Here is a 2036-nt window from a genome sequence, read left to right as displayed (position 1 = left end):
CGTGTTAACTTATCATGGCTAATCAGATTTACGGGAAAATGACCTCGTAGGGCTAAATTCAGGTGGGACTGGAGTGACTGCAATTCTACTCGTGCCGAGTCACACTGATGTGTTAAGAATCCCAATGTAGAGGTTAACACCTCTGTTAGTGAATTTAGTTGCACATAGTTATGTAGCTCGTTTGATATTTTGTTTAAAATACCTTGTAAGTTTGTAACAAGCGAGTTTACATGGTCACTAAGTTTGAGGACATGTTCTCGATTTTTCGCAATCGCTTCAACACTTGAGTTGAGTATGAGAACCAGATCCCTCTGATTTGCAATAATGTCATGCTGATTGGAGGCAAGTGTACGTATACGGTTGGAATTTGCTGAAGATCGGGCGTAGTTACTGATCGATAATCCAGTCGTGAGTATACCTAACAAAAATGGTAAGGAACGTTTCTTTCGTCTTGGTTTGGTTTTGACCACCCCTCTTGGTGGGGTGTACTGGATTATTTCCTGTTCCGGTTCGTATGGATCCACGTCGTTTTCGTTTAAAGAAAGATAGATAGATGCTAGATCGTCATACTGCTTATCAATAGTGGTCACTTCGGTGACTAACTGTGTTATTCTCGATTTTAAACCTTTTCCTGCAGAAACGGTAAACAAGTGCGCATCTTCTGCATAGGCGTTGTCTGTTTTTATGGCGCCATAGTATGAGCTTTCCATAAAGTCGAAGTACGCTTGCGCTTGGGCTTGAAATGCCAAAGTGGTATTCTTCAATTGTTTTACATAATCGAGATGGCCTTGTAAGGGCAAAGATATTGATAAGAGCCATGTGTCACCGGCGATTCGAATATTTTTGTCTAGTTTCCGGATTATGACTGGGGGTACTTGCCTTATGATTTTAGAGAGCGGTTCATTCGGTCCTATTGGTTCCTGTTGCGTCCCTACTGTTTCGGTAAAGGCCAATACCATCGCGGTTACACGGAGAATTTGTATGCTCACGAAGTGCACGGGACATCTTCGCGAAGTGTGCATGTTTGCGATTTTACAGCCTAAAGTGCCAATCCTGCAAATCTGTAACAGAGTATTGCAGAACTGGGTTATGGCGTGCTCGAGGACAGTTTGTATTTAAACCTTATATCCTTTAATACACATCATAATGTGCTGCGCTGGAGGTCAGTTTGTACTTAAACCTTATAACCTATATAGCACAACACGAATTTGGCAGTTTTATGCAAAGTACCTGATCTCACAGTCGCTGATCTGTATGTACGAGGCACAGGTACCCGATAAAGTGCTGCTTGAACAGGCCATACAGCGATATATGGCAAGTCCGGGGCCGTCCAAATGTTACGTTACCAGCAACACCTGGGATCTTGGAGACGAAGTCCCTGACATGGTGGTCGTTTACTTTTCCGGGGAAAACCAAGCATTTAGATCCCCATGACGTTGATCCTAATCATTGATAGCCTTGGTTGCTTAATACCATCTTTCCAGGTGAACACGAAGGACTTACGCTCGCCGATAGCTTGTGCCAATTTTGCGCAGAATTTCACGGTCATAGAAAGGTGGCTTGTCTCCGTTCCCTTTATTTATTTAGTTGACTGAATTCTGAAGCACCACAGGTCACACCCCGGGTAACTGCTAGTGTGGGGCACCCGTGGAGGTCAGATCTCAGTATCTCGTGCGACGAGGCGAGATATCGCTTATTCGTCCAAGTCAGAGCTAATCGTTCGCAATCACCTGCTGGAGTCGCCCACTTGAAGTTATTTTCTACATTTGACTAAAAGGTTCACCTAATAAGTTCAAAACCAGTCGCAAGATGAATAGCCAATTCATCTACAAGCTTTTGACAGTGGTTCCATCCGCTGTTCGGTTGGGTGACTTCGCGTAGAAACTTCCCCCGGTGGCATCACCGCACTGCCGGAGTAGTGAATCTACATCACCGCCTAATAAGTCGGAGAACGTATCTAACTACTTGCGAGCGTCGGTCTTGGGGTATCGTGTCAATGGTGACCGTCGGTCAGACCCCTCAGACTGCTCAAAAAG

Annotated in this window: 1 protein-coding gene; it reads right to left on the bottom strand. The window is 44.6% G+C overall.

Annotated features, from left to right (window positions below; translation table 11 throughout):
- Nucleotides 1-989 (bottom strand): hypothetical protein (locus HRU21_13155; GenBank protein NRA43237.1); only part of this gene is annotated, 989 nt, incomplete at its 3' end.
- Between the last annotated feature and the right edge of the window lie 1047 nt (nucleotides 990-2036).

It is taken from the genome of Pseudomonadales bacterium, assembly GCA_013215025.1.
Lineage (GTDB): Bacteria > Pseudomonadota > Gammaproteobacteria > Pseudomonadales > DT-91 > DT-91.
This window is presented reverse-complemented; position numbering and strand designations above follow the sequence as displayed.